19 protein-coding genes are annotated in these 21,570 nt (G+C 71.2%); 8 read left to right on the plus strand and 11 right to left on the minus strand.

Going from position 1 to position 21,570, the window contains the following annotated elements; genetic code table 11:
- Positions 1-430 precede the first annotated feature (430 nt).
- The 3 genes from LRX76_RS11360 (at position 431) to LRX76_RS11370 (ending at position 2,107) form a co-directional block, all read left to right on the plus strand.
- Positions 431-919: a nuclear transport factor 2 family protein gene (locus LRX76_RS11360; protein WP_231805526.1), complete on the plus strand. Its 489-nt coding sequence runs from the start codon at positions 431-433 to the stop codon at positions 917-919.
- 459 nt (positions 920-1,378) lie between these two features.
- Entirely contained in the window at positions 1,379-1,633 is a 255-nt protein-coding gene (locus LRX76_RS11365; RefSeq protein WP_231805241.1) for an SHOCT domain-containing protein, read from the plus strand.
- Positions 1,634-1,705: 72 nt separating this feature from the next.
- Complete coding sequence (locus LRX76_RS11370) at positions 1,706-2,107, plus strand: ACT domain-containing protein (RefSeq protein ID WP_231805243.1); 402 nt, start codon at positions 1,706-1,708, stop codon at positions 2,105-2,107.
- A 44-nt stretch (positions 2,108-2,151) separates the two neighbouring features.
- Here the strand turns inward: LRX76_RS11370 and LRX76_RS11375 are convergent, their stop codons facing one another.
- Complete coding sequence (locus LRX76_RS11375; RefSeq protein WP_231805245.1) at positions 2,152-2,697, minus strand: DUF2058 domain-containing protein; 546 nt, start codon at positions 2,695-2,697, stop codon at positions 2,152-2,154.
- A gap of 98 nt (positions 2,698-2,795) precedes the next feature.
- On the minus strand, positions 2,796-3,020 hold the full coding sequence (locus LRX76_RS11380) for a hypothetical protein (RefSeq protein ID WP_231805247.1): 225 nt from the start codon (positions 3,018-3,020) through the stop codon (positions 2,796-2,798).
- 215 nt (positions 3,021-3,235) lie between these two features.
- On the opposite strand from LRX76_RS11380, the gene LRX76_RS11385 reads away from it, so the two are divergent.
- The 3 genes from LRX76_RS11385 (at position 3,236) to LRX76_RS11395 (ending at position 8,944) form a co-directional block, all read left to right on the plus strand.
- Positions 3,236-4,561 (plus strand): carbon-nitrogen hydrolase family protein, encoded by a 1,326-nt coding sequence (locus LRX76_RS11385; protein ID WP_231805249.1) that lies wholly within the window; start codon positions 3,236-3,238, stop codon positions 4,559-4,561.
- A 417-nt stretch (positions 4,562-4,978) separates the two neighbouring features.
- Positions 4,979-7,636 (plus strand): TonB-dependent receptor, encoded by a 2,658-nt coding sequence (locus tag LRX76_RS11390; protein WP_231805251.1) that lies wholly within the window; start codon positions 4,979-4,981, stop codon positions 7,634-7,636.
- A gap of 162 nt (positions 7,637-7,798) precedes the next feature.
- Positions 7,799-8,944, plus strand: coding sequence for a histidinol-phosphate transaminase (locus LRX76_RS11395; RefSeq protein ID WP_231805253.1), 1,146 nt, complete (start codon positions 7,799-7,801; stop codon positions 8,942-8,944).
- Between the two features lie 81 nt (positions 8,945-9,025).
- Here LRX76_RS11395 and LRX76_RS11400 read toward each other — a convergent pair whose 3' ends face one another.
- The 5 genes from LRX76_RS11400 to aroE all read right to left on the minus strand — a co-directional run bounded on the left by LRX76_RS11400 (position 9,026) and on the right by aroE (position 13,765).
- A complete protein-coding gene (locus LRX76_RS11400; RefSeq protein ID WP_231805255.1) occupies positions 9,026-9,409 on the minus strand; it encodes a nuclear transport factor 2 family protein in 384 nt (127 codons plus the stop codon).
- Between the two features lie 470 nt (positions 9,410-9,879).
- The gene (dinG, locus tag LRX76_RS11405) at positions 9,880-11,979 is read right to left on the minus strand and encodes an ATP-dependent DNA helicase DinG (RefSeq protein ID WP_231805257.1); all 2,100 of its coding nucleotides are present in this window, start codon (positions 11,977-11,979) and stop codon (positions 9,880-9,882) included.
- A gap of 336 nt (positions 11,980-12,315) precedes the next feature.
- The gene (locus LRX76_RS11410) at positions 12,316-12,549 is read right to left on the minus strand and encodes a hypothetical protein (protein ID WP_231805528.1); all 234 of its coding nucleotides are present in this window, start codon (positions 12,547-12,549) and stop codon (positions 12,316-12,318) included.
- 8 nt (positions 12,550-12,557) lie between these two features.
- Positions 12,558-12,902 carry a hypothetical protein gene (locus LRX76_RS11415; RefSeq protein WP_231805259.1) on the minus strand — a complete coding sequence of 115 codons (345 nt, stop codon included), beginning with the start codon at positions 12,900-12,902 and terminating at the stop codon, positions 12,558-12,560.
- 11 nt (positions 12,903-12,913) lie between these two features.
- Entirely contained in the window at positions 12,914-13,765 is an 852-nt protein-coding gene (aroE, locus tag LRX76_RS11420; protein WP_231805261.1) for a shikimate dehydrogenase, read from the minus strand.
- Positions 13,766-13,916: 151 nt separating this feature from the next.
- Here aroE and LRX76_RS11425 point away from each other — a divergent pair, with 151 nt between their 5' ends.
- Positions 13,917-14,798, plus strand: a complete 882-nt coding sequence (locus LRX76_RS11425) for a TolB-like protein (protein ID WP_231805263.1) — start codon at positions 13,917-13,919, stop codon at positions 14,796-14,798.
- A 366-nt stretch (positions 14,799-15,164) separates the two neighbouring features.
- Here the strand turns inward: LRX76_RS11425 and LRX76_RS11430 are convergent, their stop codons facing one another.
- From LRX76_RS11430 to LRX76_RS11445, 4 genes are all read right to left on the minus strand, one after another.
- On the minus strand, positions 15,165-17,672 hold the full coding sequence (locus tag LRX76_RS11430) for a sulfite reductase flavoprotein subunit alpha (RefSeq protein WP_231805265.1): 2,508 nt from the start codon (positions 17,670-17,672) through the stop codon (positions 15,165-15,167).
- 308 nt (positions 17,673-17,980) lie between these two features.
- Complete coding sequence (gene hemB, locus LRX76_RS11435) at positions 17,981-18,970, minus strand: porphobilinogen synthase (protein ID WP_231805267.1); 990 nt, start codon at positions 18,968-18,970, stop codon at positions 17,981-17,983.
- A gap of 76 nt (positions 18,971-19,046) precedes the next feature.
- Positions 19,047-19,964, minus strand: coding sequence for a bestrophin family ion channel (locus LRX76_RS11440; RefSeq protein ID WP_231805269.1), 918 nt, complete (start codon positions 19,962-19,964; stop codon positions 19,047-19,049).
- A 139-nt stretch (positions 19,965-20,103) separates the two neighbouring features.
- Positions 20,104-20,352: a hypothetical protein gene (locus LRX76_RS11445; protein ID WP_231805271.1), complete on the minus strand. Its 249-nt coding sequence runs from the start codon at positions 20,350-20,352 to the stop codon at positions 20,104-20,106.
- Between the two features lie 739 nt (positions 20,353-21,091).
- On the opposite strand from LRX76_RS11445, the gene LRX76_RS11450 reads away from it, so the two are divergent.
- The gene (locus LRX76_RS11450) at positions 21,092-21,535 is read left to right on the plus strand and encodes a hypothetical protein (protein ID WP_231805273.1); all 444 of its coding nucleotides are present in this window, start codon (positions 21,092-21,094) and stop codon (positions 21,533-21,535) included.
- Positions 21,536-21,570: the final 35 nt, after the last annotated feature.

Here is a 21,570-nt window from a genome sequence, read left to right on the forward strand (position 1 = left end):
GATTCCTTCACTCTCAAACGATCGGCAGCAGTCGTGACCTGCGACGTCGCGGAATCCACACTTGCACTCTGGCTTGGCACACCACTTGCCAAACGCTGCCTCATTGGTGAGGATTCGGTAAATGAATCCCATCGAGTAACGGAGACATTGAGGACCCCGTTGAATGTAAAGGTCACCAAGGTAGTGTCGTGGGGTGCAGTCGGTGGCTATGGCGAGCACATAATCGTCAATACTCCGAATGGTCCGCGCAGGTACGTGGTCGACAGCGGAGGATTCCTGGGGTTATTCACCCCACTCAGTGAGCACTGACAGTTCATTCGAGCCGACCCGCTTAGCGGGCCGGCTTGATTCAAGCACTAGTCCGCCAACGGTTCCAGTGGGGTCAAGGCATATGCGTCATTCCATGCTCGTTGCTGCCGTCCTCGGCCTGATGCTGGCGGCGGGTCCACTTTCTGCGCAGAACGCCCCGGAATCAGCAACGGGCTCGGAGCTTGCGGATGTCGCATTGCCGCCTCAGCTGGATCGGGTGCTCCGCGACTATGAGCGCGCATGGCGTGCCGGCGATGCGGCCGCCCTCGCCTCGTTGTTTGCGGAGGATGGATTCGTGCTGCAGAGCAATCATCCGCCGGTCCGTGGTCGTCCGGCGATCCAGGCAGCCTATGAAGGTCAAGGAGAAGGCGGCCCCCTACGGCTACGGGCACTCGCTTTTGCTGCCACAGATACGGTCGGCTACATCATCGGTGCGTACGGTTACGGCAGTAAGCCCGGCGACACGGGAAAGTTCACCCTCACGTTGCGTCGCACGCCCGGCGGGCCATGGCTGATCTTCTCGGACATGGACAACTTGAACGCGTCGCCACGGCAGCGGAGCATACCGGGGACGCCTTCACCAACCGGGGACCCGGCGGCAGGGCACTGATGTCGTATCCATGCGCCTTCATCTGGCTGGGGCGCATTGCCCGGCCTGACAGTCCATTCGAGCCTGCGCCGCTTCGCGACACGAATTTGATCAGGCGTTCTACATGGGGAGAATCATGCAATCGAAAGACTACTGGTTCAGTGCAAGGACTTATGGCTGGGGATGGGGGCTGCCGTTGAGATGGCAAGGATGGGTTGCCTATGGGGTTGCGGCGGTTCTCCTGGCGGCCATGTTCTTCGTTTTCCCGCCAGCCAGTCGGCCCATGCCATTCGTCGTCGGCACTGGGGTGGTCGCATTGCTTCTGGTAGCCGTGTGCTGGCTCAAGGGTGAGCCACCGCGATGGCGCTGGAGCAAGTAGATTCCACCAACGCCCCATTCCGGCCCAGGCTGCTTCCACGCTCGGCTTGGGTCGAGGCGCTACCAGGCGCCATCCCGTCAACCTGAGGCTCTGGAGTTCCCATGGGCGGTTTCAGCCTCTGGCATTGGCTTGTTCTCGTGCTGTTTCTTGTAGTCCCGCTGGTGCTGATCGGCGGTCTTGTATGGCTGGTCGTGCATCTGTCACGCCGCAAACCTGCTCCTGTGCCGTATGTGGCCGGCGCACTCGCCGAAGGCACCGATGTCTGCCTGGAACGGCTCCATGTGCTGCTGGAGCAAGGCCAGATCACCCGGGATGAGTATGAGCGTCAACGTGCGGCCATCATTGCAAGCGTGTAGGTGCGCGCCTGGCAATCCATTCGCGCCTGCCCCGCTGCGCGGCGAAACCCGATCCTGGCGTTAGGCAGCAGAATGGACCCGATCAGCGACCTCGACACTCTTGTCGCCCATATGCAGCCGGTCCTCAACCCCGGCCGCTATGCATTTGTCAGCTCGCCGCCTGGCCTGGCACTTGACCCGTCCCGCATCGTTGCCTCCATCCAGGAGCCGGAAGGGCTCTCCCTCATACTGAGTGAGGCAGATGCCCTGGAACTTGGACTGGCCGTTGCATTCACGGCAGCCTGGATCACCCTGACGGTGCACTCCGATCTCGCGGCTGTTGGACTGACGGCGGCTTTTTCCAGGGCACTTGGGCAAGCGGGTATCAGTTGCAATGTAGTTGCGGGCGTTCATCACGACCATGTGTTCGTTCCAGTCGAGCAGGCACGGCGGGCCATGGACGCACTTCATGCCTTGCAACAGGCCGCTGCCTGACGACTCGTTCAAGCCGGCGCCATTCCGCAGCGCGGCTTGCCGCACTACCAGATCAGGTCGTCCGGCACCTTGAACCGGCTGTAGTAGGCGTCGTCCTCGCTGTCGCCGGAGGCCGCGCTGTCGGTGCGGCCGTGGTCCAGCACCAGCATCGCCGGGTCGCGCTCGGCGATCTTGTCCGCGGCCGCGCGCGGGACCAGTTCGAAGCCCTCGCCGTGGCGTGCGATCGCCAGCGCGCCGCTGGCCAGCTGGGTACGTTGCGCGGCATCGACCAGGACGCTGCGGATGACGTTGCCATCGACGAAGCGGTACTCGATCTCGCCGCGGCGCTCGATGCGGTGCGCCTCCACGATCTGTCGCACCTGCGCGCGCAGTTCGTTGGCACGGGCCTGCGCGTTGCGCTCGGCGGCCAGGGCGCGGTCGCGTTCGGCACGTTCGGCCTGCAGCCGCTGGGCGTCGACCTGCGGTTCGGCACCGTCGGCCGGCTTGCCCTTGCCCTGGCGCCGCTTGGCCTGCTCGCGCACCGCCTGCGCCACCGCGCTCTTCTTGACCAGGCCGGCCTTGAGCAGTTGTTCCTGCAGGGGATTGCGCATGCCAGACACCGGGACGGACGGGAAACTGCCGTCGATTCTAGCAACCGGGCGGCCACCGGCGCGGCGCGCTCAGCCGATGCCGGCGCAACCGCGCACCGTCAGCGCTTGCCGTAGGCGGCGGCTTCCTCTTCGGTCAACGGCCGGCCCAGGGCGCGATAGGAAACCAGCAGCACCAGCAGCGACACCACCGCCAGGGCCTGGAACCAGCCGGCATGCAGCAGCGGGTGCAGCCGCGCGAACAGCAGCGCGGCCACCGCGCCGGCGGTGCACAGCACCAGCGCCAGCAGCGAACCCAGGTACGGGATGCTCGGATCGACTTTCATGTGGGCCAGCCTTCCAGTCAGTGTCACAGCACCTATCGGCCCGACCCGCCGGTACTTTAGGGCGAAGTTCTATCCGCCCGGCCAGACCGTGCCGGGCGGCTCCCGGGGCGGGCGACCGCTACCGCGAGGCGCCGCCGGAAGTGACTTCCAGCCCTGGCCCCGAAGCGATCGGCCACGCCATCATCGTCGGCATCGTCCTCTGCTGTGGACCCCACATGGCCTCGCCGATTTCCGTCCACCGGCCGCTTGCTGCATTCGCGTTCGCCCTCGCCGCCGGATCGATACTGCATGCCGCCCTGGGTCCCGAACCCGCGGCATGGCTGGCATGGATCGCCCCGGTGCCGCTGCTGGTACTGGCCTTCGCGATCGAGCGCCGCTGGCTGGCGCGCGCGGCGGTGCTGCTGGCCGCGCTGGTGGCCGCCAGCAGGAGCGCGGTGGACACGCTGCAGGCAGCGCTGCTGCCGGACGGGAACTGGGGCAGCCTGGCGTACTCGCAGGCCGATTTCCCGGCCGTGCTGCCGCTGGCGTCGCTGGCCGGCACCGCCGGCATCGTGTTCGTGCTGTGCCTGGTGCCTTCCACATTGGCCGTGCTGATCTGGCGCCGCGGCAGGTCCGAGCGGCCGCTGCTTGCGGCGTCGGCGACGGCGCTGGTCGTGCTGGCTGCGCTGGGTCTGGGCTGGTGGCGCCTGCAGCAGCCGGCCGGTGAGGCGACGGTGCGGGTGGGGCTGGCCTCGATCGACGACGCCATCGGCCCGCAAGCCTCGCCCGCGTATGCCGGCGCCATCGTCGACCGCTACGAGGCGCTGGTGGCGCAGCTGGCCACGCAGGGGGCGACGCTGGTGGTGCTGCCGGAGAAGATCGCCATCCTCGCGCCGGACGCCGCACGGCAATGGCAGCAACGCTTCGGCGAGATCGCCGCGCGACACGGTGTCTGGCTGGAGGTCGGCATCGCCATCGACGATGGCCGCGCGGCGCGCAACTACGCCTGGCTGTTCGATCCGGCCGGCACGCGCGTGGAGAACTACGAGAAGCATCACCTGGCGCCGCCGGAGCGCGCGCAGCGCTACGCCAGCGGCGACGCCTGGAACGTGCACGCCATCGGCGGCGCGCGCTATGGCCTGGCGATCTGCAAGGACATGCATTTCGCGGCGCTGGGGCGTGGCTACGGCCGCCGCGATGCCGCGGTGATGCTGGTCCCGGCCTGGGATTTCGCCTATCGCGATGCGTGGATGGGGGCGCGCATGACCCTGGTGCGCGGCGTGGAGAGCGGCTATGCCGTGGTGCGCTCGGCCCGCGAGGGACTGCTCAGTGTCAGCGACGCCCACGGACGCATCGTCGGCGAGGCGCCCAGCGCGGCGATGCCCGCCGGCGCCAGCCTGATCGCCGACCTACCGGTCGGCGCCGCGCTGCCGACGCCGTACAAGCGCAGCGGCGACGTGTTCGGCTGGCTGTGCGTGGCGGCGGCGGCGGGCTGGATGCTGCTGGCCGGCATGGGCAGGGCGCGGCGGCGGGCGATCCGCGGCTTTCGCGCAGTCAATTGAAAGCTGTGGGAGGGGCTGTAGGAGGGGCTGTAGGAGCGACTTCAGTCGCGATGGGGCTTTCCCGGTGAAGCCCCATCGCGACTGAAGTCGCTCCTACGGTCGCTGCCACGGTCGTTCGTGCAGGGCATGACGGATAGGGGGCGGTTATCAGCTCATTCGCCTTGGTCATGGCATGCCCGCGCATGTCTCGCGTCGCGGCAAAAACCCCGCATATTCAGCCTGTTGGCGTTGCAGCGGCGCCACCGGCCGCGACACTGCGCAACCCCTGCGCGCCCCGGTCCGATTGACGCGCGCCGGTGGTGGTGTAAAAAAAAACGCAAAACACCCACGCATCGCCTCCGCACGTCGGCCACCTTCGTCACCGATGTCCGCATCGCCTGCGCCTCCCATCCACCGCATCCGTCCCCAGGACTTCCCATGCTCCGCCACTTCCCGCTGCAGCGGACCCTGCTGTCCACCGCGTTGCTCGCCGCCTTCGCCACGCCTGCGCTGGCGCAGACGCCCGCCGGCGATGTCGCCACCCTCGACCAGGTCACGGTGATCGGCGCGCGCACGCAGCCGCGCACGGTACTGGCCTCGGCGGTGCCGATCGACGTGCTCGGCGCCGAGGACATCCGCGACAGCGGCTACACCGACGTCAGCAAGATCCTGCAGTCGCTGCTGCCCTCGTTCAACTTCCCGCACCCGACCACGCCGGACGGCAACACCCACATCCGCTCGGCGACGCTGCGCGGGCTCTCGCCCGACCAGACGCTGGTGCTGGTCAACGGCAAGCGCCGCCATGCCAGCGCCTGGGTCAACACCGGCGGCACCGTCGGCAAGGGCGCGGTGTCCACCGACCTCAACGCGATCCCGGTCAGCGCGATCGAGCGCATCGAGGTGCTGCGCGACGGTGCCTCGGCACAGTACGGCTCGGACGCCATCGCCGGCGTGGTCAACATCGTGCTGCGCGAGGACGCCGGCTTCGACGGCACCGCCAGCTACGGCAGCACCGAGGACGGCGGCGGCGACACCACCAAGGTCTCGCTGGATGCCGGCTTCGCCTTCCCCGAGGGCGGCGGCGTGCACTTCACCGCCGACTACCGCGACCGCAAGGGCGCCAACCGCGCGCAGGCCGACACCCGTCAGCAGTACTTCGGCATCGGCGCCGACGGCCAGCCGGTGGCGCTCTCCGGCAACTACGGCTCGGGCATCGGCCTGACGCCGATCGGCGGCGCCGCGGCCGGCGCGGTGGCCGACCCGCGCGAGGCCAGCATCGACCGTGCCGGGCTGTGGCGCTTCGCCGACACCGCCGACACGGTGGAGAAGACCGTGTTCGGCAACCTGCGCAAGCCGCTGGCCTGGGCCGAGGGCCTGGAGTTCTACGCCTTCGGCGGCTACGGCGTCAGCGACGGCAGCTCCAACGCCTCGCTGCGGCGCTCCGGGCAGAGCGAGAACGTGCGTGCGATCTACCCGGACGGCTTCCTGCCGTGGGTGGACACGCAAAGCACCAACGCCTCGCTGGCGACCGGGCTGAAGGGCTACGCCGGCGACTGGCGCTGGGACCTGAGCACGGTCTACGGCCGCAACGAGCTGGAGTACCGCACCCGCAACACGCTCAACGCCACCCTCGGCGCCGGCAGCCCGACCGCGTTCTACAACGGCCGCTACGCCGCCTCGCAGTGGACTACCAACCTGGACCTCGCCAACAGCTTCGAGCTGGGCTGGCACGCGCCGCTGCGGCTGGCGCTGGGCGCCGAGTACCGCCGCGACGGCTACGAGATCTCGCCGGGCGAGGAGGCCTCCTACCTGTGGGGACCGTACAGCGTGCTCGACGGCCCGGCCGCCGGCACGGTGCCGACCATCGGTTCGCAGGGCTTCGCCGGCATCCAGCCGGGCGATGCCGGCGACTACCAACGCCACAACGTCTCCGCCTACGCGGAGGCCGAGACCGACGTGACCGACCGCTTGCTGGTCTCGCTGGCCGGCCGCTACGAGGACTACAGCGACTTCGGCTCCACCACCAACGGCAAGCTGGCGCTGCGCTACGAGCTGGGCGGAGGCGTGGCCCTGCGCGCCTCGGCCAGCACCGGCTTCCATGCCCCGGCGCTGGCGCAGCAGTACTACAGCTCCACCAGCAGCCGCACCCTCAACAACGTCGATACCGGCCTGCCCGAGTACGTGCTGGTGCGCACCGCGCCGGTGGACTCGGTGGAGGCGCGGGCGCTGGGCGCGCGCGACCTCAAGCCGGAGAAGGCCACCAACCTCACCGCCGGGCTGACCTGGGGCTGGCGCGGGCTGGTGGCCTCGCTGGACGTGTACCGCATCGACATCGACGACCGCATCTTCCTGTCCAGCAACTTCGTCGACGCCTCCGGCTCCAGCGCCATCCGCGACTACCTGGCCGCGCTCGGCTCGCCCGGGGTGACCAGCGTGCGCTACTTCAGCAATGCCGCCGACACCCGCACCACCGGCGTGGACTTCTCCGCGCGCTACCTGTGGCAACTGGGCGACCATGGCCGCCTCACCGCCACGCTGGCCTACAACCGCAACAAGACCGAGCTGCAGCACGTGGCGAGCACGCCGCAGGAGCTGCTGGACCTGGGCGTGCGCACGCCGCTGTTCGACGTCACCGAGCGTACCCGGGTGGAGAAGGGCCAGCCGCGCGACAACCTGGTGCTCGGGCTGGGCTGGGACGTGCGGCGCTGGGGGCTGAACCTGAGCACGCACCGCTACGGCGAGATCCAGGGCGTGGCCGCGACCAACCAGAGCGCGGCCAACGTCGCCGAGTTCGCCAAGGGCTCGACCCGCTTCAGCTCGCTGCCGACCGAGGCCGGCAGCGCCGGCAACTACGACGTGATCCAGGTGCTGGAACCGAAGTGGGTGACCGACTTGGACGTGTCCTACCGCTTCAGCGACGCGTTCAAGCTGGTGCTGGGCGTGGACAACGTGTTCAACACCTACCCGACCCGCAACATCGCCACCACCGCGGCGGTATCCGGCGCGGATACCTATGGCGTGTTCCCGTACAGCGAGCTGTCGCCGTTCGGCTGGAGCGGGACCTACTATTACGCGCGCATCGAGACCCGGTTCTGAGGCGGACGGCCTCCACGGGTCTTCCGGTAGGAGCGACTCTGCGTGGCCTCCGAGCCATCAGTCGCGATGGGCTTCACCGGTAAAGCCTCGATCGCGACTGAAGTCGCTCCTACGATCGCCCCTGCCATAGCCGCGAGCGCGCATTTGCCCACGAGAATCCACATGACCGATATCCCTGCCTTCGATCCTTCCCGCCGCCGCTGGCTGCGCGCCGGCGGCCTCGGCGTCGCCGCCGCCGTGCTGGCACCGGCCGCCGCCAAGGCACGCGGTCTTGCGGTGGCGAAGACGGGCGAGGCCGCCTCCAGCCTCATCCGCCTGGACCTCAACGAGAGCAGCTACGGCCCCTCGCCGCGCGTGGCCGCGGCGGTGCAGCGCGCGCTGGCCGATGCCCCGCGCTACGTCACCACGGCGCAGGCCGAGGCGCTGCAGCGGCAGATCGCCACGCTGGAAGGGGTGGCGCCGGAGCAGGTGATCATCGGCGAGGTGCTGGAGGCGCTCGGCCAGCACCTGGCGCTCAGCCAGGGCGCGGGCGAGTTCGTCTACTCGGTGCCGGGCTACGGCGCGCTGGTCGATGCCGCCGCGCCGTTCGGCGGCCGCGCGGTGGAAGTGCCGCTGGATGCGAAGCTGGAGAACGACCTGCCGGCGCTGGCCGCCGCGGTCGGGCCGCGCACGCGCGCGCTGTTCGTGGTCAATCCGCACAACCCGTCGGGCACGCTCAGCGAGGGCGGCGCGTTCGACGCCTTCGTGCGCGCGGCGGCGCGGCGCGCGCTGGTGATCGTCGACGAGGCCTATCTCGACTACCAGGAGGACTTCGCGCGGCTGACCGCGGTGCGGCACCTGCGCGAGGGCGCCAACGTGGCGGTGTTCCGCACGCTGGGCAAGCTGCATGCACTGGCCGGGCTGCAGATCGGCTACGCGCTGGTGCCGCGCCCGCTGGCCGCCGCGCTGCGCGTGCGCGGCGTCGGCGGCGCGCACGCGCTCAACCAGCTGTCGATCGCCGCCGCGTCCGCCAGCCTGGGCGATCCGGATCACCTGGCCAGCGTGCGCCGGCAGGTCGCCGCCGAGCGTACGCGCTGGCTGCAGGCACTGGACGGGCTAGGCCTGCGCTACGCGCAGCCGGCCGGCAACTTCGTGTTCTTCGACAGCGGCCGCCCGCAGGCGCAGGTCGCCGCCGGGCTGCTGGCGCGCGGAGTGCAGATCGGCCGCGCGTTCCCGCCGTACGACAGCTGGGTGCGCATCAGCATCGGCCGGCCGGAGGAGAACGCCGTCGCCCAGCGCGCACTGGCCGCGGTGCTGGGCAAGGGCTGACGGGGGACGGCACGGCGTTCTTCGGCGGTCCTGGAACGGACGCGAGGACACCCCGTTGCGCAATGGCGCTACGCGCCGGACTCAGGCAACCAGGGTCGATTGCGCCGCCACCACCTGCCACCCGCCGTCGCCGGCCGGCGCCCGCCATATCCGCAGGAAACGGAAGCGGCCGTTGGCCGGCTGGCCGTCGTAGGTCCCCTCGACCTGCACGCACACGCTGACCGCCGCGCCGCCCGACAGCAGCCGGACCTGGCGGTCGGATGCCTGCAGCCGCCGGATCCGCAGCATGCCGCTGCGATGCGCGGCAAGGTCCTGCTCGCGTCCCAGGCGCATGCCCAGGTGGTTGACGAACACCAGTTCCGGCGCCAGCAGCCGCTCCAGCGCGGCGACGTCGCCGGCCAGCATGGCCTCGCCGAGCCGTGCCTCGGCCGCGTCCACGGCCTGCAATGCCTCTTCTTCGTTCATGGGATCGTTCTCCGGTTGTTCATGGGCGGCGTCCATCCTGGAACCTGATCGGCGCCAACCGTTGGTTGTCGTGCCCAGTCGAAGGCACTGGATCCCCGCTTTCGCGCACTACGGTCCGGGGAAATCCAATCGTCGCTCCCGCGCAGGCGGGAGCCCATGGACGTTGCCCCGATCCGCACGAACGTCCATGGATCCCCGCTTGACCAGCCATTCGGCTGTGGAAAAACACTTCGCGGGGATGACGAGGACCAAGGCTCGGCGCGCAAGCCTGGATCGAGGCCCGCCAGTACCCCGGCACACCGGCAGCCTTGCGTTTCCCGGCATTGGCCGTCACAGCGACGAAACTTACCCGGACAGCAGTGCACTTTCGCGGGGATGACGTCCGCTGGAAACGCAGGGGCCGACGCTCCACGCGAATCAGGCCCCGGCAAGGCTCCCCGGCCACGGATTGCCGGTCCATGGCGGCAGCTTCAGCCGATCACCCGCTTGAACGGCGGCAGCGCGTCGATGATGCGGCGGCCGTAGCGGCGGGTGAGCAGGCGCGAGTCGAGGATGACGACGCGGCCGCGGTCGGACGAGGTGCGGATCAGGCGGCCGGCGAACTGGGTGAGCGTGCGCAGCGCGTGCGGCACCGCGATCAGGTTGAACGGGTTCTGCCCGCGGCTCTCCAGCCATTCGCCCAGGGTCGCGGTCTGCGGGTCGGTCGGCACCGCGAACGGCACCTGGGTGATGACCACGGTGGTGCAGGCCTCGCCGGGCAGGTCCAGGCCTTCGCCGAACGAGTTCAGGCCGAACAGCACCGAGCCCTCGCCGGCGCCGGTGCGGCGCAGGTGCTCGGCGATCAGCTGGCTCTTGTTGCCCTCGCCCTGCACCAGCACGCGGTTGCGCTGCGCCAGAGGAAGCAGGTCGGCGACCTTCTCCATCTTCCAGCGCGAGGTGAACAGCACGATGCTGCCACGGCCCCAGTCCAGTTCCTTCACCAGCCAGCGCGCGACCTCCTTCGGATGGCCCTCGCGGTCGTCCGGGGTGGCCGGGAACTTCGGCACCACCAGCTCGGCCTGGTTGGGCAGGTCGAACGGCGAGGGCAGCGACACCATCTCGGCGTCGTCGGGCAGGCCGGCGTCGATCGCCAGCGACTGGAAGTCGCCGCCGCCGGTGAGGGTGGCCGAGGTCATCACCACCGCATCCACCTGCTGCCACAGCAGCTTGCGCAACACCTGCGCGGCCGAGACCGGCGAGCAGTGGCAGACCAGGTCGCCGTCGCGGGTGAGGGTGATCCAGCGCGCCATCGGCGGCTGGCCCTCGCTGTCCTCGCGGCGCCAGCCGCTCCACAGCGCGTGCTGCTGCTCGACCATCTCCAGCGCCATGCCGACGCTGCGCTGCAGCCGCTCGCGGGCGCTGTCCTCCGGCTTGCCCTTGGCGACCAGTCCCTGCGCGGCATGCACCCAGTTGTACAGCGCGCGGGTCTGCTCGCCCAGTTCCTCGATCGCCGGGCGCCAGTCCTCCGGCAGCCGGCCGTTGGGCGCGCGCCACTGCGGGTCGCGCTCGCCCGGGTCCGGGGTCCACGCGCGCACCACCTCGGCATGGAAGGCCTTGAGCAGCTTGGCCACCTGCGCGGCCAGCTCGATCGCCTCGTTCGGCAGCAGGGTGCCGATCCTGTCCTTGTCCACCGCGCGGTAGGCGGCGGCGATCAGGATCTGCAGCCGCCCGGTGCGCCGCGCCATCTCCTCCAGCGGCAGGTTGGCCGCACCCTGGTCGATCGCCACGCCGCCGACGTGGTGGCCCTCGTCCAGCACCAGCAGCATGTCCGCAGGCGCCGCGATCAGCGGCTGGCCGTTGTCGGCATCGCCCAGCGACAGCGCCGACAGCAGCAGCGCGTGGTTGGTGACCACGACCTGCGCCTCGCGCACCTCGTTGCGCGCCTTCAGCACCGGGCACTGCATGGCGTGCGAGCAGCGCCGCCCGGCGCAGCCGGAGGCCGGGGTGGTGATGCGCATGCGCAGCGGCGGCGACACCGGCTCGGGGGCGAGGTCGAGGTCGCCGTTCCAGGCGCCGTCGGCGAAGGCCTTGGCCAGGCGCCGGGCGAGATCGGCGTCGGCCGCGCTGAGCGGGCGCTCGTACAGCACCTGCTCGTCCTCGAACATCGAATCCTGGCGCGTCTCGCCGTGCAAGTCGGCGGCATTGCGGGTGCACAGGTAGCGGGTGCGGCCCTTGGCCAGCGCCACCGTGGCCTCGATCCCGGTGGCCTTGAGGAAGGCCGGGATGTCGCGCTCGACCAGCTGCGACTGCAGCGCCACGGTGCCGGTGCTGATCACCAGTTTCTTCTTGTGCGCCAGCGCGATCGGCACCGCGGCGGTGAGGTAGCCCAGGCTCTTGCCGACGCCGGTCGGCGCCTCGATCACCCCCACCCCGCCCGGCCGCGCCAGCGCGCGCGAGGCCACGCCGATCATCTGGCTCTGCGAGCGGCGGGTGGAGAAGCCGGGGGTATTGGCCTGCAGGCGCGCGTACGCCTCGCGGATGGCGGCCTTCAGCGCCTCGTCCAGCCCGCGCCGTGGTGCGACCTTCTCCATCCCGTTGCCTGGTTCCCGTTGCGATACAGGACGCCATTGTCCCATGCCCGGTCGCGCGGGCCGAGACCGGGATGCTTTCGTTGCCGGAACGCCGATGCCGCCGCGGCCGACGCGCGGCGTCCGGGTTTTCGAGCTGAACCACGCAGCCTCCGCGCAGGAGCAACTGTCCTTTCAGCGTCGGCCGCACCGGTTCCAGGGGCCCCGGCCCACCGCGGCGGAGCCTGCCAAGGCGGCGATGTCGCGGGCCAGTGGCAGGCCAGACGGGTCAAGGCGCCCGGTTGCGTAGGCCGGCGGTGCGAGCGGCGGGCCAAGGGCTGCCCTGTCTCGCGGATCCGTTCAGCGTTGCCGCCAACGCGACCACCACCGCCACAGCGCGACGCTGCCGCCGACCAGCATCGCCAGGCCGATCAGCAGCCCGCCGACGCCCACGCCGGCCGCGCCGAATCGCTCGTACAGCCAGCCGGCGCGGTTGACCGCGGCCAGCTGCTGCGGATGCAGCAGGGTCCACACCCCCTGCGCGGTGCAGACCGCACCGGCGATCGTCGCGGTCAGCGCACGCCACGGCAGCAGCAGCGTCTTCAAGCCGCCGGTACTCGCAGGGCCTTCACCAGCGCCCACACCAGCGCGACGAAGCCCACCGCGCGCAGCAGCGAGAGCGCGAGCCCGGCGCCGCCCATCACCGAGGACATCATCTCCAGTCCCGGGCGGCCCTGCCCCAGCAGCCACAACGGCAGCAGGCCCAGCAGGGCGCCGGCCACCTCGGCCAGCAGCAGCAGCGACAGGCCGATGGCGGCGACGCGGCGGATGCGCGCCGGCCCGCGCGTGGCGATCGTCATGCCCAGTCCTGCGGCCAGGGCGACCAGCACCGGCAGGCGCCAGGCGGCGTCCTTGAGCAGCGTGACCAGCAGGGTCTGGATATCCACCATCGCGACGCTCAGTCCGCGGTGACCAGCAGCACGTCGCGCTCGCGCAGCATGGCGTAGACCGGGTCGGTCTGCGGGCGCACGCCATGCCACAGCGCGAAGCTCTCGGCCGCCTGTTCCACCAGCATGCCCAGCCCGTCGGCACGGTTGCGGCATTGCGAGGCGCGCGCCCACGCCAGGAACGGGATGGCCGCCTCGCCGTAGTTCAGGTCCACCGCCGTGGTCATGCTGTTGACCAGCGACAGCGGCAGCGAGAAGCCGCTGCCGTCGCCGCGCGCGGCGGCGGTGGCATTGACGATCAGCTCGAAGTCGCCCAGTTCGCGCAGGTCGTCCCAGTAGCGGGCGATGACGCGCGCGGGCTCGCCCAGCGCATCGACCAGGGCGTCGGCACGCGCGGGCGTGCGGTTGACCACCACCATCTGCTGCACGCCGGCATCGAGCAAGGCCGGGGCCACGCCGCGCGCGGCGCCGCCGGCGCCGAGCAGCAGCACGCGCCGCCCGCGCAGGTCCAGGCGATGGCGGCCGGTCAGGTCGCGCACCAGCCCGGCGCCATCGGTGTTGTCGCCATGCCAGCGGCCCTCGGCGGTGCGCACCAGGGTATTGACCGCGCCGGCGCGGCGCGCGCGCTCGCTGAGGGTGGTGCACAGCGCCACGGCGGCCTCCTTGTGCGGCAGGGTGACGTTGCCGCCGGCCCCGCCCTGGGCGGCGAACGTCTCCAGCACCTCGGAGAATTCGTCCGGCGACGCTTCGATGGCGGTGTACTCGAGCGCGATCCCGGTGGTATCGGCGAACGCCGCGTGGATCCGTGGCGACAGCGAGTGGGCAACGGGTTGGCCGAAGACGGCATAGCGCGTGCGGGTCATGCAGGTTTCTCCGCGCGTGCGGCGCACGCAATGGCAATGGACAGGAACGGATTGTAAGCCGGACGCCCGCGACGGCAGTGATGCGGCGCAGGAGATGGCCGCAGCTACGCTCCTGCTCCTAGACTGTGCGCCCCGTCACCAGGAGCCGCGCATGCGCAGATCCGTTTCCCTGCTTGCCGCCGCGATGGCGCTGGCATGCGCGCCGGCGGCGCTCGGACTGGCCGAGTTCGGCATCGAGGGCATGGGCGTGGTGTCCACCGCGGCCAACGAGGCGCGCGCGACGATCGCGCCCGATGGCCGGCGCATCGTCTGGAGCAACGACCGCGACGGCGGCGCCGGCGGCTGGGACCTGTGGCAGGCCACGCTGCAGGATGGCCGCTGGAGCGATGCGCAGCCGCTGCCGCTGGATACGCCGGCCGACGACACCGATCCGTTCTTCAGCGCCGATGGCCGCTGGCTGTACTTCGTCTCCGATCGCCGCGGCGGCCATGGCGGCAGCGACCTGTACCGGGCCGCGGTCGCGGCCGATGGGCGCTACGGCACCGCCGAGAACCTCGGCCCCGCGGTCAACGGCGCCGGCGACGAACGCGCGCCGACGCTCTCCCTGGACGGAACCGCGCTGCTGTTCGCCAGCAATGGCCATGGCGGCGCCGGCGGATACGACCTGTTCGTCGCGCGCCTGGCCGGCAGCGCCTTCGCCGCTCCGCATCCCCTGCCCGGCGTGAACGGCGCCGGCGACGAATCCGACGCGGCCTGGCTGCAGGACGGCCGCGGCCTGGTCTTCGCCCGCTCCAGCGGGAGCGGCGGCGTGCAGCTGTGGCTGGCACGCTGCGAGGGCGGCCGCTACGTCGACGCCCGACCGCTGGCGCTGTCGTTCAACACCGCCGGGGGCAGCACGCAGGGCCCGGTGATCGACAACCGCAAGCCCGGCGAACTGCTGGTCGCCGGCGCGGCCCAGGCGCCGAAGGCCGGCGGGCTCGATCTGTACCGCCTGCGCGCACCGCAGCCCGACGGCGACGCAAGCTGCCGCTGAACCGGGGGGAGGCCCGAGCGCCTGGCGCCGTTGCCTGCCCCGCTTGCGGCAGTCGGCCTTCGGATTCGGTCTGGGCAAGGGCGTTTCCGGGTTGCCTGCGGCGGCAGTGGACAGTCCCGTGGGCGTCACCGGCAACGAGGGGGTTTTCTGAGCTGCCTGCGCGGCAGGGAGAAAGGGCCCCCTAACGAGCGCGTCCGAAGACGGATGAGGGACGCCGCAGGCATCCTGCAGGCGCCCTCATCCGCCCCTTCGGGGCACCTTCTCCCGCATGCGGTAGAAGGGAGGCGTGTGGGCGCTGCGCTCGCGCGGGCTGCGGGGCGCCTGTTCGCTGCATGCGGCGCGTCAGTACTCGCTGGGTGCGGCGCGTCAGTACACGTCGCGGCGGTAGCGGCCGGCGGCGGCCAGCGCATCCACCGCGTCCTCGCCGAGGATGTCGCGCAGGGCACGGTCCACGCCCTCGGCCATGCCCTCCAGGCTGCCGCAGACGTGGATGGTGGCACCGGCGGCGATCGATGCGGCCAGTTCCGCGGCCGCTTCGCGCAGGCGATCCTGGACGTAGTGCCGGTGCGGCAGGTCGCGCGAGAACGCCAGGTCCAGCCGCCGCAGGTGCCCCTGCGCCTGCCACTGCCGCAGTTCCTCGCCGAACAGGAAATCGTGCGCCGCGCTGCGTTCGCCGAACAGCAGCCAATGGCCGTGGTGGGCATGCAGCTGCGCCTCGCGCAGCAGGCTGCGCAGGCCGGCGATGCCGGTGCCGTTGCCGACCAGGATCATCGGCGCCGGCGGCTCGCCGCGGTGGAAGCCCGGATTGGAGCGCAGCCGCGCCAGCAGCCGCTCGCCGGGCTGCGCATGCAGGCCCAGCCAGCCCGATCCCAGGCCCGGACGGCCGTCGGCGCGCTGTGCCAGCCGCACCACCAGCTGCAGCACGCCATCCTGCGGCACCGAGGCGATCGAATACTCGCGATGCGGCAGCAGCGGCTGCGCCTCGATCCATGACTGCGGCGGCAGTTCCGCCGGCGCCGGCGCGTCCGGCAGCACGCGCAGCGCCGCCGCGCGCCACAGCGGCAGCTCGCCGTCGCCGTCACGCACCGGCGCGTCGGCGTCCAGGCCGCAGGCCGCCAGCAGCGCGCGCACCTCGGCCTCGGGCCGGCAGGGCTGCACTTCCAGGATGTCGCCGGCGCGCCACTCGGCGCCCGCCCATGGCCGCAGGTCGATCCGCCACACCGGGCCGCCGGCGCTGCCGGGATTGAGCCGCTCGCGCCCGAGCAGCGCGCACGGCTGCATCGGCGGCGCGCTCCAGGCCTCGGCGGCGGGCGCATGGCCGGTCAGCCCGGCCAGCTGCCGCTGCCATTGCGCCAATGCCTGCGGGTCGGCGTTGTCCACCTCCACCGCCGGGAACAGCGGCTGCGCGCCCTGTCCGTGCAGCCACTGCTCCAGGCGCCGCGAGAAGCCGCAGAAGCGCGCGTACTGGCGGTCGCCCAGCGCCAGCAGCGCGTAGCCGAGCTGCGGCAGCGCCGCGGCCTGCCGCAGCACCGTCTTCTCGAACGCGCGCGCGCTGTCCGGCGGGTCGCCGTCGCCGAAGGTGCTGACCACGAACACGGCGCGCCGGGCATCGGCCAGGGCGCCGATTTCCAGCCGCGCCAGCGGCTGCACCCGCACCGGCAGCCCGGCTGCCTGCAGCTGGCCGGCGGTGCGCCAGGCCAGTTGCTCGGCCAGCCCGCTCTGGCTGGCGAAGCCGACCAGCCACGGTTCGCCGGCGCCGGCGGCGGGCGCGTGCAGGTCGCCGCGCAACGCCCGTGCCTGGCGCTGCTTGCGGCGGCGGTCCAGGTACAGCAGCCAGCCGGTGACGAAGAACAGCGGCATGCACAGGCTGGCCAGCATCACCACGATGCGCCCGGGCAGGCCGAAGAAGCTGCCCGAGTGCAGCGCGAAGACGCTGGCGAGCAGCTGCCGGCCGAGCGGCTGCCGGCGATAGTCCAGGCGCCGCTCGACGCGGCCGCTGCGCAGGTCGATCTCCAGCGTGTCGAAGGCGCGGCTGTGCGCCGGGTCGTCGGCCAGGTAGCGTGCGACCAGCGGCTGGCCCGCGCGCGCGGGCAGGCGCAGGTCGAGGTAGGCATGGCGCAGGCCGGGCTCGCCGTCGAGGACCGCCTGCAGCCGGCCGAAATCCACCTGCGCCGGCGTGCCACCGCGGCCGCCACCACCCTGGGCCTGGGCTTCCCCGCCCAGCACCGCCACCAGCCCCTGCCGGTACCAGCCGTAGGACCAGTACAGCCCGGTCAGGGCGATGCCCAGGTACACCAGCAGGCACCAGGTGCCGATCACCGAGTGCAGGCTCCACAGGAAGCCGCGGCCCTTGCGCTTCCATTCCACCGCCCACCATGCGCGCCAGCTCCACCACTGCCGCGGCCAGCGCAGGTACAGCCCGGACAGGCAGAAGAACAGCAGCACGATCACGCAGGCGCCGGTGACCGCCTTGCCGCGCTCGCCGGCGACCAGCCGCCGGTGCAGGTCCTCGACGAACGCGAACAAGCCACTCAGGCGCGGCTCGGGCAGCACCTGGCCGCTGTAGGGATCGAAGTACAGGCGCCCGCCGCGGACCAGGCGCGCATTGGACGGGCGGGTGCCGGTCGGATCGACCAGCATGCGCGTGGTCGCGTGCTCGCCGCCCAGGTCCAGCCGCCGCGCCAGTTCGCCCAGCGGCAGCGGCGCCTGCCCGGCGGCGTGACGGGCGGCCGCGTCGGCCAGCGGCGGATTGGCCCAGCGCACGATCTCGTCCTCGAACGACATGGTCGCCCCGCTCAGGCCCATCAGCGCCAGCACCAGGCCGGCGCTGATGCCCAGCACCCAGTGCAGCTGGAACAGGATCTTCTTGAGCATCGGCAATCCGCATGCGCCGGCAGGGGACGGCGATCGAACGGGCGATTCTAGATGAGAATGATTCGCGCAGGCGAACCGCCGCGCCGGGCGCGGCGCGTGGACAAGCGCATTCCCGGACAAGGAACGGCCGCGCAGCCGGGCAGAAGCCTGTTCGGCGCCGTCAGTTGGGGAGGGGCCGTTACTGCCCTGATGGTAGAGCCGTGTCGTGACTGCCGGCTCGCAGGCCACGTAAAGTCGCTCCTGCAGTCGCTGCAACGGCCGCGCAACCCGGGCAGCCGCGGCACGCCCGGGGCACAGGTCGCCTGGACTCAGCCCTCGCGCAGCCAGCGCGCCGCGTCGAACGCGTAGTAGGTCAGGATGCCGTCGGCGCCGGCGCGCTTGAACGCCAGCAGCGACTCCATCGCCACCGCCCGCTCGTCCAGCCAGCCGTTGGCGGCGGCGGCCTTGAGCATCGCGTACTCGCCGCTGACCTGGTAGACGTAGGTCGGCCGGCGGAAGGTGTCCTTCACCCGGCGCAGGATGTCCAGGTACGGCAGGCCCGGCTTGACCATCACCATGTCCGCGCCCTCCTCCAGGTCCAGCGCCACTTCGTGCAGCGCCTCGTCGGAATTGGCCGGGTCCATCTGGTAGGTGTACTTGTTGCCCTTGCCGAGGTTGCCGGCGCTGCCCACCGCGCTGCGGAACGGGCCGTAGAAGGCGCTGGCGTACTTGGCGCTGTAGGCCATGATCCTGGTGTGGATGAAGCCGGCCTCCTCCAGCGCACGGCGGATCGCGCCGATGCGCCCGTCCATCATGTCGCTGGGCGAGAGGATGTCCACGCCGGCAGCGGCGTGCGACAGCGACTGCCGCACCATCGCCTGCACGGTCTCGTCGTTGAGGATGTAGCCGGATTCGTCGATCAGCCCGTCCTGGCCGTGGGTGGTGTACGGGTCCAGCGCCTGGTCGGTCATCACCCCCAGCTCGGGGAAGCGCGACTTCAGCGCGCGCGCGGCGCGCTGGATGATGCCGTCCTCGTCCCAGGCGACGCGGCCGTCGGCGGTCTTGGCCGACGGGTCGGGCACGCCGAACAGGTCGATCAGCGGCACGCCCAGCTCCAGCGCCTGCTCGCCGACCCTGAGCAGTTCGTCGATCGACAGCCGCTCCACGCCGGGCATCGACGGCACCGGCGCGCGCCCGGTCTGCTCGTGCACGAACACCGGCAGGATCAGGTCGTCGCTGGTCAGCGTGTTCTCGCGCATCAGCCGGCGCGAGAAATCGTCGTGGCGCATGCGCCGCGGGCGGGAAAGCGGGTAGCTCATCGCGGGGTGTCCTGGAAGCGAAGCGGGCATGATACGCCCGGCGTCCACGCGGGCCCGGCCCGCGGTGCGCCGGCTGTCAGGTGAGCACGTAGTCACACGGCTGCAGCGGCTCGGGCAGCGGGTGCTGGCCGAGGCTGTCGAGCAGGTCGATCTCGATGGTGCGCACCAGCGCGTCCAGCGGCAGGTCGTTGGGCTCGGTGCCGAACGGGTCCTCCATCTCCTCGCCCAGCTGGTCCAGGCCGAAGAAGGCATAGGCCAGCACCGTGGACACCACCGGCGTGGCCCAGCCCAGGGTGTTGACCAGGCCGAACGGCAGCAGCACGCAGAACAGCCAGGCGCAGCGGTGCAGCAGCAGGGTGTAGGCGAACGGCAGCGGCGTGGCATGGATGCGCTCGCAGCCGGCCTGGATGCCGGACATCGCCGCCAGCCGGTTTTCCAGCACGCCGTACAGGTAGGGGTCGAGCCGGCCCTGGCGCAGCGGCAGCGCCAGTTCGGCGGCGATCATGCCGAGCAGCTGGTCGGGGGTATTGGCGCGGTCCTGCAGCTGCTGGCGCTGCGCGGCATCGAGCCACGGCGCCGCGGCCTGGCGCACGTCGCGCTCGCGCAGCCGCGCCGCCAGTGCGTAGGCGAAGCCCACGGCCAGGCGCAGCACGCGCGTGCGCAGCGCAGGATCGTCCGGCAACAGCGCGTGGCACTCGCGCGCCAGCGAGCGCGACTGCACGATCAGCTGCCCCCATTGCTGGCGCCCCTCCCACCAGCGGTCGTGGCAGGCGCCGTTGCGGAAACTCAGGAAGATCGACAGCACCAGGCCGAGCAGGGTGAACGGCGCCACCGAGACGCGCTCGATGCCGCGCGGATGCCACAGCTCGGCGAAGGCGGACACGGCGATGGCCAGGACGGTGATCGTCAGCACCCGGGGGGCGACGGCGGGAACGATGGAACCGCGCAGGATGTACAGCAGCTGCCAGCCTTGCGGACGCGGGCGGATGATCATTGCGGGACGGTGGCAAGGCGCGGGGCGCCTGCCTTGGATGGGGGTGATTGCTACAGTCTACGCCTGCCGCCGCCGGTGCGATCCCCTCGCAACCCGCACCGGCACGGCCCGGCGGCGGCCGGACCTTGCCCAGGCGCGGTCAGACCACGCCGCCGCCCAGGCTCAGCCGGATCACCCCGACCACGATCGCCACGACGTTGAGCACCAGCCCGGTCTTGGCACGGCCGCGATTGCCCGGTGCGGTGAACAGGATGCCGATGGCGGCGATGATCGCGCCGACCACGGCGAACGGGATCAGGAACCAGTTGCCCCAGCCCAGCAGCGGGATGAAGGCGAACACCAGCCAGACCAGGGCGAAGATGCCCCACAGCAGACTGATCAGACCCATCGAAGCACCCCCGGTTGGATTGGGATTGGATTGGAGTTGGCCGACGATAGCCGATCCGGGTGCAGGCGCAAGCAGGACGAACGGCAGGCTCCCTTCTTGCGGGGGAAGGTGGCGGTAGCGCCGGATGGGGGCTTTTGCTGTGGCTTTCCCATGCTCCAGGCGGCCCCATCCGCCCTTCGGGCACCTTCCCCCGCAAGCGGGAGAAGGGGGTGGTGGCGCCGGATGGGGGGCTTTTGCTGTGGCTTTCCCATGCTCCAGGCAGCCCCCATCCGCCCTTCGGGCACCTTCCCCCGCAAGCGGGAGAAGGGGGCGGTAGCGGCGGATGGGGGCTTTTGCTGTGGCTTTCCCATGCTCTAGACAGCCCCCCATCCGCCCTTCGGGCACCTTCCCCCGCAAGCGGGAGAAGGGGGTGTTGGCGCCGGATGGGGGGCTTTTGCTGTGGCTTTCCCATGCTCCAGACAGCCCCCATCCGCCCTTCGGGCACCTCCCCCCGCAAGCGGGAGAAGGGGGCGATAGCGCCGGATGGGGAGGCTTTTGCTGTAGCTTTCCCATGCTCCAGGCGGCCCCCAATCCGCCCTTCGGCCCCCTTCCCCCGCAAGCGGGAGAAGGGGGCGGTGGCGGCGCCCGGGTCCTCTTGCGGGGTGAAGGCGTTCATGCGGCGACGCCTCGCCGCCCGCAGGTACTGGCACATTCAGTACCCGCGCGGGATGATCGCGGTAATCGGAGGCTGGAGGGCGTCATGAAGATCCGTTCGTTCACTATCGCGGCGCTGCTGCTGACCGTCGCCGGCTGCGCCAGCACATCCCGGGTGATGCTCGGCAGCGCGCGGCCGCCGATCGACCCGGCGCTGGTGCAGATCTACCCGAACGCGCCGGCCGGATCGGTGGAGATCGCGCAGATCGAGGCGTCCAGCGCAGTCGGCTTCGGCACCCAGGGCCAGACCAATGCCGCGGTGGAGCGGCTCAAGCGCGCGGCCGCGCAGCTCGGCGCCAACGGCGTGGTGCTGATGGGCGTGGGTTCGAGCGGCTCGCCGGTGGGCATGTCGGTCGGCGCCGGCAGCTACGGCTCGCACGTGGGCGGCGGTGTCGGCATCGGCATCCCGACCACGCAGAAGCGCGCCGCCGGCGTCGCCCTGTGGGTGCCGCCGCAGGCGCAGCGCGCGCAGGAACAGCCGCCGCGCTGAGGGATTCCGGGGACTTCACGATCCCCGCGGGCCGG

Origin of the sequence: Stenotrophomonas sp. MMGLT7 (genome assembly GCF_021168555.1) — a bacterium.
Classification (GTDB): Bacteria; Pseudomonadota; Gammaproteobacteria; order Xanthomonadales; family Xanthomonadaceae; genus MMGLT7.

Bases quoted from the DNA above. Each gene is read 5' to 3' on its own strand.
- LRX76_RS11365 (WP_231805241.1), top strand. From the start codon at position 1,379: ATGGGCGGTTTCAGCCTCTGGCATTGGCTTGTTCTCGTGCTGTTTCTT.
- LRX76_RS11390 (WP_231805251.1), top strand. From the start codon at position 4,979: ATGCTCCGCCACTTCCCGCTGCAGCGGACCCTGCTGTCCACCGCGTTG.
- aroE (WP_231805261.1), bottom strand. From the start codon at position 13,765: ATGACCCGCACGCGCTATGCCGTCTTCGGCCAACCCGTTGCCCACTCG.
- hemB (WP_231805267.1), bottom strand. From the start codon at position 18,970: ATGAGCTACCCGCTTTCCCGCCCGCGGCGCATGCGCCACGACGATTTC.
- LRX76_RS11370 (WP_231805243.1), top strand. From the start codon at position 1,706: ATGGACCCGATCAGCGACCTCGACACTCTTGTCGCCCATATGCAGCCG.
- LRX76_RS11375 (WP_231805245.1), bottom strand. From the start codon at position 2,697: ATGCGCAATCCCCTGCAGGAACAACTGCTCAAGGCCGGCCTGGTCAAG.
- LRX76_RS11360 (WP_231805526.1), top strand. From the start codon at position 431: ATGCTGGCGGCGGGTCCACTTTCTGCGCAGAACGCCCCGGAATCAGCA.
- LRX76_RS11450 (WP_231805273.1), top strand. From the start codon at position 21,092: ATGAAGATCCGTTCGTTCACTATCGCGGCGCTGCTGCTGACCGTCGCC.
- LRX76_RS11445 (WP_231805271.1), bottom strand. From the start codon at position 20,352: ATGGGTCTGATCAGTCTGCTGTGGGGCATCTTCGCCCTGGTCTGGCTG.
- dinG (WP_231805257.1), bottom strand. From the start codon at position 11,979: ATGGAGAAGGTCGCACCACGGCGCGGGCTGGACGAGGCGCTGAAGGCC.
- LRX76_RS11400 (WP_231805255.1), bottom strand. From the start codon at position 9,409: ATGAACGAAGAAGAGGCATTGCAGGCCGTGGACGCGGCCGAGGCACGG.
- LRX76_RS11395 (WP_231805253.1), top strand. From the start codon at position 7,799: ATGACCGATATCCCTGCCTTCGATCCTTCCCGCCGCCGCTGGCTGCGC.
- LRX76_RS11430 (WP_231805265.1), bottom strand. From the start codon at position 17,672: ATGCTCAAGAAGATCCTGTTCCAGCTGCACTGGGTGCTGGGCATCAGC.
- LRX76_RS11440 (WP_231805269.1), bottom strand. From the start codon at position 19,964: ATGATCATCCGCCCGCGTCCGCAAGGCTGGCAGCTGCTGTACATCCTG.
- LRX76_RS11385 (WP_231805249.1), top strand. From the start codon at position 3,236: ATGGCCTCGCCGATTTCCGTCCACCGGCCGCTTGCTGCATTCGCGTTC.
- LRX76_RS11380 (WP_231805247.1), bottom strand. From the start codon at position 3,020: ATGAAAGTCGATCCGAGCATCCCGTACCTGGGTTCGCTGCTGGCGCTG.
- LRX76_RS11425 (WP_231805263.1), top strand. From the start codon at position 13,917: ATGCGCAGATCCGTTTCCCTGCTTGCCGCCGCGATGGCGCTGGCATGC.